A 7,393-nucleotide genomic window follows, 5' to 3' on the forward strand; every position below is an offset into this window, starting at 1 on the left:
GCAAGCAGTGAGTCGGAAGGCCTGTAGCGGTTCGGATTCACTTCTGGAGGTGTGGACCTGTCCAGGGCGCGTTGCTTGACCGCGAGGTCGGCGTGCATATAGATCTGTGTGGAGGCGATGCTTTCGTGCCCCAGCCACAGCGGCGCTGTGGCGAAGGACGTGAGGGGTGATTCGTCTGGTCGCCAACGATGGGCAGTGAGATGCCGCGGCGGTGGCGTGTTTGTTCACCAGCCATTCAACGGCATCGGTGCTCAGCGGTGTGCCATGTCGGCTCGGGAACAGTGGGGAGTCGGGTTGGGCGTCATGTGCTTTCAACCACTCTCGCAGCGTGGTGACGGCGCCGGCGGTCAAAGGTGTGGATCGCTGTTTTCGGCCCTTGCCGCGACAACGAACGTGAGGCCCGGTTGTCAGCACCACGTCGTCGCGGCGCAGACCGGTGAGTTCGGCGACACGTAAACCGGTTTGGACTGCGACGGTGAGTAGCGCGTGGTCGCGTCGACCGATCCAGGTGTCTCGGTCGGGAACGACGAGGATCGCCTCGGCCTCCTCTTTGGTGAGGAACGCAACGATTTCTCGATCAAACCGTTTTTGTGGGATCGCCAGGACACGCGAGATCAGATCGGCATGTTCGGGGTGCTCGAGCGCGGCGAACCTGAACAGCGAATGGATCGCGGCGAGGCGGGCGTTGCGGGTCCGTATGCTGTTGCCTCGCTCGTTTTCCAGATGGGTGAGGAACGCGCCGATCGTCGGGGCATCGAGGTCGGTGAAGTCGAAGCTCGCCGGAGCGAGCTTCTTTCTGTCGGCGATGAATCCGAGGAGCAGCCGGAACGTGTCACGGTAGGCGGCGATGGTTGCCGGGCTGACCTGCCGTTGGGTGAGAAGGCGGTCGGTGAAAAACTTCTGCAGGGTGGGTGCGAGGGGGCTCATGGCAGTTCTCCGAGGAAGTCTTCGAGGCGCCTTCCGACGATGGCGAAGAGTTCGGGTGCGGCTTCGAGATACCAGTACGTGGATGCGGGATCACTGTGCCCGAGAACAGCCGACAGCAGTGGTATTCGGGCATCGACGTCGGCGTGCTGTTGGTGCCAGTCGACCAGTTGGCGAACCGCGAAGGTATGACGGAGGTCGTGAATCCGGGGCCTGGGTCGTTGCCCGCGCCCGGTCAGCCCGGCCCTGTCGATCAGTGCGGGAAACGTCGCGTGTATCGAGTCCTTGTTCATCCGAGTGCCTCGGATCGAAACGAATACCGACGGTGACACGGGTTGCGGGAAGCAACGGTCGACACCCTCGAAATAGTGTTGCAGGGCACGAAAGGTCGTCTCGTGCAAAGGTATATTTCGGCCTCCTCGCTTGGCGTGCCGGACAATGAGCAGTAATCGCTTCTTGTCCAGGTCGTCGCGGTTGAGCGCGAGAGCTTCTCCGAGTCGTAGGCCGGTGACCGAAAGTAACCCGATGAACGTCTCGTAGGTGGCGGCACGCAGCGGCGGGTTCAGGGCCCGGGCGGCCGCCATCAGCGCCGCGATGTCGGCGGCGGAATACAAGTACGGCGCAACCCGCTGCTGGCGTGCCGGTAGCAGGTCCCGTGGCGGCACCTCGGTGTCCGGATCGATGGTGCGCAGGTACTCGGCGAAGCCGCGCACGATCCCCAGCCGTTGACGCCACCAGATCGGCCCGGCGTTCACGGGCTGGATTGCCCATGCGACGGCCAGTTCGGTGCTGACATGCTCAGCGCCGTTGTGGTGCAGGTAGCCGACGAAGTCCGGCAACAACGATCCGGCATCGACGAGCGCGAAGCCCACACCGCGACGCATGGCGAGATAGGAGTCGACCGCGGCGGCAACGTCGGTCATAGCGCACCCGGCCAGGGGCGCGCCAACTCGCTCGTCAGCACAGGGTCGACGGTGGCATAGGACGCAGTGACCGCGACGGTGCGGTGCCGCATGACCTGTGCGATCTCGGGCCAGGACGCGCCGTTGCGCACCAGCTGGGTCGCGGTGCCGTGCCGGAGCCGATGCGCACCCATCGCGGGTAGCCCAACGCGACGGGACACCCGTGCCACCACGTCACCGACACCGTCGGGACTCATCGCGCCCTCTGGTGCTCTCACCTGAACGAACAACGCACGGCAACCCGGCGGGACCCGACGATGACCATCGTGCAGGTACCGCACGATCGCTTCACCGACGTCGATGGGCATCGGGAGAAGCTCGTGGCGGTGGCCCTTTCCTCGGATCGTGATTTCACCACGCCGCCAGTCGATGTCATCGACCCTCAACCCGGCCACCTCACCACGGCGCAGTCCCAGCCGCCATAGAACCGTCAAGATCGCACAGTCGCGTAACCCGACGTCGCGGCTGCAGTCGCAGCCCCCGAGCAGACGTGCGAAATCGTATTCGTCGAGTTCACATGGCACGGTGCGACGATGTCCGGCGAGCTTCGGCAGCGCCGCGGCGAGCGGTTGGGCGGTGACGCCTGTGACGTGGAGGAACCGCAGAAACGATGCCAACGCACTCACCGTCTTCTTCGACCACCCGATACTCGAGCGTGCGGAGAACGCCACAATATATGCGGTGACCTCGGCTGCCGACAGCTCCTCCAACCGGAGAGCTTGCTTTCTGCAGAAGCTCTCGGCGACACGCAGGTTGACCGATATCGAACTCTCTACAAGACCACGCTCGGTGACCAAATAGCTGCGATACCGCCCGAGGATCTGTGAGACTGGATCCAACTGCGATGAGACCTCAGGCGGCACAACGCCGATCTCGCGCAAGTACGAGATCGGAACCGAAAAGTTCGCGACTGCCACCAATGTCGTTCTCCCCTCGGCCCGTCGGGCCGCGACCAACCGATCCACGCACGCGGCATCCAGATCGCCGGCGGCCAGACGATGGTCGCGTAACCAACGATCCAGTGCTGCGAGCTGCCGCAGCCTCCAGCGAACCGAGTCCGGCGCATAGCCCCTACCTTCAAGGTTCTCCCCAAACCCCTCTGCATACAACGAAAGTGGACCAGCATCGCCTACCGACTGTCGCATCTTCATCTCGGCCTCCTCTGAACGGAAAATCTGTACAGAGTAAGCATCAATCGGCCACGTGATTATGCCGAACGGTTCAGCCCGCGGCAGTCTCCGACCAGCACGAACCCGCTCACACGGGTTCATCCTCGGCATAATCACAGACCCGGCATAATCCGAGAACGGGTTGTCGTCACTGACCCGAGGTCGCGTATACGAGGCGAGCACCCCGTTGTCGGCGAGCGCCTCGACAAGGGTGTGGGCGCGCATGATCGCACCGTTGTCGGCGTGCACCACCCCGGGCGCTCCGTGTTCGGCGATGGCGGCGGCGAACATGTCCACGGCCCGTTGAGTGTTCTCGGTGTACTCGATTCTCCAGGCCACCGGATACCGGGAGAACACGTCGATTACCAGATACAGTTTGTAGCGGTCCTGCGTTCTGGGTCCGCGTAGCTCGGTGACATCCCAGGACCACAATTCCCCGACCCGTCCGCAGTGCACGATCGGCTTGTGCCGGGAAGCCGAGCCACCACCGTGCTTTCTGCGTCGGCGATCGCCGACCATGTTCTGTTCGGCGGCGACCCGGTAGAAGGTACGTTCGGAGCAGCAGACCAGTCCCGCGTCGAACGCACGCCAGTACGTCTGCACCACAGAGAGTTCTGCGTATTCGGCGGATTCGAGGGCGCTGACGCCGGCGGCGCGTTCGGCGGCGGTCAGGGTTGCCGGTTGCTGCCGGTTCTTCTGCGGTATCGGGTCGGTGACCGGCCGGTAGTGCCGGTAATGGTGGGTGAGGCGGTAGTACGTCGAGCGGGGCAGCCCGACCAGCCCACACGCCGCGCGGACCCCGATCCCGGTGGCGGTGAGCTCGTCGACGAACCCGATCAGTGCAATTTGTTGCGTTCGAGCCAATTCGCGTACTCGGTGGCGCTCAGCAGTGCCGGCGGGATCTCGGGTTCGTCGTCGGTCGTCGAGCTCGTGGTAATCCCCTCCAAGAGCTCGTAGGCTTTTCCCAGATTTTCCTGCACGGCCTCGCCCTGGGCGACCTTGTGTTTGAGTGCCGCATTCTCCTTGCGTAGGCGTGCCAGTTCGGCGCGGTCGGCGTTCTCCATTCGGCGCAGCGACCTCTCTTCTCGGGTGACCGACGTCAGTCCCGTGAATTCTCCCTCGTCACGACTGTGCAGCCAACGCCTGACGGTGGCGGTTGTGAGATTGTGCTCGCGCAGCAGCCTGGTCTTGGCACCACGGTCGGTGGCGGCATCCCACCGGTGGATGAACTCGAGCCGAAAGGCAATCGGAAAGTGCCTCCCACCGGTCGGGGTGCGCCCGATCTCAATATCGATCATGCCGTCTCGCTTCCCCACGTCCTGGCCCACGATGTGTCTCACGACCATCCTGGCAATGAACGGAGAACGCGTGCGGGAACCGAGAACGAGTGCGTCCGTCCCTGAACGCTGAGGAATCCGGTACGAAGTCATGGATGCGTACTAGCCACGGCGGCCCGGAACGGCACAGCGCCCGACTCGCCGGGACGGACGTTCGGGCCGCGTCCTGACGCTTCTCCTCCGTGCCGATACTCCGGAATCTATCCGATAAGCATTGCGCGACAAGAGTCTCTCGTGTTTTTCGCTGCGTTGACGGCGCCAGTGACGGAGTCTTCCCTACACCGTCACTGGCGCCGGAAGGTCACCATAACAGATAATCGAATGTATGTTCGATGGATTGGCGGGACTCGGCGCCTCCGCGCTGTCAGCGCGCGAACCCGGGCCGGAGAGCATATGCTTCCGGTCCCCCGCCTGCACACCTCACGGAGCGGAGTGCACCATGACCATCACGATCTACAGTAAGCCGGCCTGCGTGCAATGCACCGCCACCTACCGCGCCCTGGACAACGAGGGGCTCGACTACACGATCGTCGACATCACCCGAGACCTCGACGCCCATGACTACGTAAGAGGTCTCGGCTACCTGCAGGCCCCTGTCGTCGTGGCGGGTGACGACCATTGGGCGGGTTTCCGGCCGGACCGCATCAAGGCGCTCACGGCAGCCTGACGGGTACCGGTCTCGGACCCCGGACGACGGCAGCGTCGACGGTGGAGGTCCTCATCGGCCCGACGATTGCTCGGCCCGGGGCGCTCGGTGCCGCGGGCGCACGTGCTCGAAGATCAGGATGGTCTCCGTCGAGGCGACCGCGGGATGTGCGCTGAGGTGGTCGAGGACGAAGCGCCTCAGCTCTTCGCTGCTCGCGGTGGCGACGTGGATGAGGTAGTCGTCGGCGCCGGCAATGAAGTACACGTTCAGCACCTCGTCGAGGGTGGCGAGTTGCTCGGCGAGCTGCCCGAGATGCTGTCTTGCGTTGGCCTGTACTCGCACTGCGATCATTGCCTGCAGGTCCCTGCCGAGGGTGGCGGGATCGATGTCGGCATGGAATCCGCGGATCACTCCGCGATCGATCAGCGAACGCACCCGGCCCAGGCAGGTCGAGGGGGCGATGCCCGCGAGGGCGGCGAGGGCGTTGTTCGGGGTACGCGCGTCGCGCGAGAGTTGATCGAGGAGGATTCGGTCGATCTCATCGATCGGCGCCCCCGTTCGAACATCATTCGATCCCGAGCCTTCGACAAACGGCGCGCCTGAAACATTCTTCTTCATCGGCTCAGTCTAGAGAATTTTGTTCTCTTACCTTGGCTTACCTGCGCCGCTTGTTCACTATTGATGCCTGCCAGTCGAATTGCTGGTCTGAACCCTGACATCCATCTCCCCCGACACCGAGATCGTCGCCCCTGGGCGTGATCGGAAAGGCTCACCATGAGCAACCCCCAGTCCCCGCCCGCGCGCCACCGCGTCGTCGTCATCGGATCTGGCTTCGGTGGGCTGTTCGCGACGAAGGCCCTCCGCCGCGCGGACGTGGACGTCACGGTGATCGACCGCACCACCCACCACCTGTTCCAACCCCTCCTGTACCAGGTGGCCACCGGCATCCTCTCCGAAGGCGAGATCGCCCCCTCGACGCGGTTGATCCTCAAGGACCAAGCCAACGCCGCCGTCCGACTCGGCGACGTCACCACGATCGACCTGACCGAACGTACGGTGACGTCCGAACACCTCGGGCAGATCACCGTCACCGGATACGACAGCCTCATCGTCTCCGCCGGGGCGCAGCAGTCCTATTTCGGCAACGACCACTTCGCCGAACACGCACCCGGCATGAAGACGATCGACGACGCCCTCGAACTCCGCGGCCGGATCCTCGGCGCGTTCGAGCAGGCAGAGGTCATCACCGACCCGCGGGAGCGGGCACGCCTACTCACCTTCGTCGTCGTCGGTGCCGGCCCCACCGGCGTCGAGATGGCCGGCCAGATCGCCGAACTCGCACACCGCACACTCGTCGGGGCGTACTCCAACTTCGATCCCCGGGATGCGCGGATCGTCCTGCTCGACGCCGCCTCGACGGTACTGCCGCCGTTCGGGGACAACCTCGGCTCCGAGGCGGCGGAAACCCTCGAAAAGCTGGGCGTCGAGGTGCGGCTGGGTGCGTCGGTGACCGACGTCGACGCCCACGGACTAACCGTTCGCGACACCGACGGCATCGAGCACCGCATCGAATCCGCCTGCAAGGTCTGGTCCGCGGGGGTGGCCGCGAGTCCCCTCGGTCGCCAGCTCGCCGAACAGTCCGGCGCCGACATCGACCGCGCAGGCCGCGTGGCCGTCGACGAAGACCTCACCCTGCCGGGCAATCCGAATGTGTTCGTTGTCGGCGACATGATGTCGCGCGATCGTCTGCCCGGCGTCGCCCAGGTCGCGATCCAAGGGGGCCGTTACGCCGCGAAACAGATCGCCGCCGAGGTCACCGCCGCAGCCAAGGGACGCCCGGTACCGGAACGGAACCCCTTCCGGTACCGCGACAAGGGCTCGATGGCAACCATTTGCCGATTCAACGCGGTCGCCAAGATCGGCGGCCTCGAGCTGACCGGTTTCCTCGCGTGGATCATGTGGCTGGCCGTGCACGTCGTCTATGTCGTCGGCTTCCGCAGCCGCCTCGCGACCCTGCTGTCGTGGGCCTGGACCTTCCTCGGCACCTGGCGCGGTCAACTGACCAACACCCACCAGCAGATCACTGCCCGCAACGCGATCGCGCAACTGCGCTACCTCGAACGCCGCATCGAGGACACGGAAGCCGACGTCGCGCGGGCGAGCTGACACGAAACCGACTTCGGTGTCCGTACGGGGGCCACCGTGTGACTGCCAGCCCATCTTCCCGAAGGCGCTATCGCGATTGCGGCCGGCGGACCTCTTTGGAAACCTCGAAGACATGATGCTGGCGAATGCCTGCGAGCTGTATCGCGACGCAGGTTTCATCGGGCAGCCGGCGTCTCGATACAGCTCGCA

7 protein-coding genes are annotated in these 7,393 nt (G+C 64.6%); 2 read left to right on the top strand and 5 right to left on the bottom strand.

Going from position 1 to position 7,393, the window contains the following annotated elements:
* The 4 genes from AZG88_RS09390 to AZG88_RS53465 all read right to left on the bottom strand — a co-directional run.
* Window positions 1-927, bottom strand: a 927-nt coding sequence (locus AZG88_RS09390; RefSeq protein WP_231913907.1) for a tyrosine-type recombinase/integrase, incomplete at its 3' end; no start/stop codon positions are given.
* Window positions 924-1,847, bottom strand: coding sequence for a tyrosine-type recombinase/integrase (locus AZG88_RS09395; RefSeq protein ID WP_061697547.1), 924 nt, complete (start codon window positions 1,845-1,847; stop codon window positions 924-926). The genes AZG88_RS09395 and AZG88_RS09390, both read right to left, overlap by 4 nt.
* Window positions 1,844-3,919, bottom strand: coding sequence for a tyrosine-type recombinase/integrase (locus AZG88_RS49705; RefSeq protein WP_061697548.1), 2,076 nt, complete (start codon window positions 3,917-3,919; stop codon window positions 1,844-1,846). Before AZG88_RS49705 ends, AZG88_RS09395 begins: the two co-directional genes overlap by 4 nt.
* Entirely contained in the window at window positions 3,892-4,395 is a 504-nt protein-coding gene (locus AZG88_RS53465; RefSeq protein WP_231913908.1) for a hypothetical protein, read from the bottom strand. Before AZG88_RS53465 ends, AZG88_RS49705 begins: the two co-directional genes overlap by 28 nt.
* A 436-nt stretch (window positions 4,396-4,831) precedes the next feature.
* On the opposite strand from AZG88_RS53465, the gene nrdH reads away from it, so the two are divergent.
* Entirely contained in the window at window positions 4,832-5,059 is a 228-nt protein-coding gene (gene nrdH, locus AZG88_RS09410) for a glutaredoxin-like protein NrdH (RefSeq protein ID WP_061046092.1), read from the top strand.
* 51 nt (window positions 5,060-5,110) lie between these two features.
* On the opposite strand, the gene AZG88_RS09415 is transcribed toward nrdH, so the two are convergent.
* Window positions 5,111-5,656, bottom strand: coding sequence for an Lrp/AsnC family transcriptional regulator (locus AZG88_RS09415; protein ID WP_061046089.1), 546 nt, complete (start codon window positions 5,654-5,656; stop codon window positions 5,111-5,113).
* 156 nt (window positions 5,657-5,812) lie between these two features.
* Between AZG88_RS09415 and AZG88_RS09420 the strand changes: the two genes are divergently transcribed.
* A complete protein-coding gene (locus AZG88_RS09420; protein WP_061046090.1) occupies window positions 5,813-7,204 on the top strand; it encodes an NAD(P)/FAD-dependent oxidoreductase in 1,392 nt (463 codons plus the stop codon).
* Window positions 7,205-7,393: the final 189 nt, after the last annotated feature.

The organism is Rhodococcus sp. LB1 (assembly GCF_001583455.1).
Lineage (GTDB): Bacteria > Actinomycetota > Actinomycetes > Mycobacteriales > Mycobacteriaceae > Rhodococcus_F > Rhodococcus_F opacus.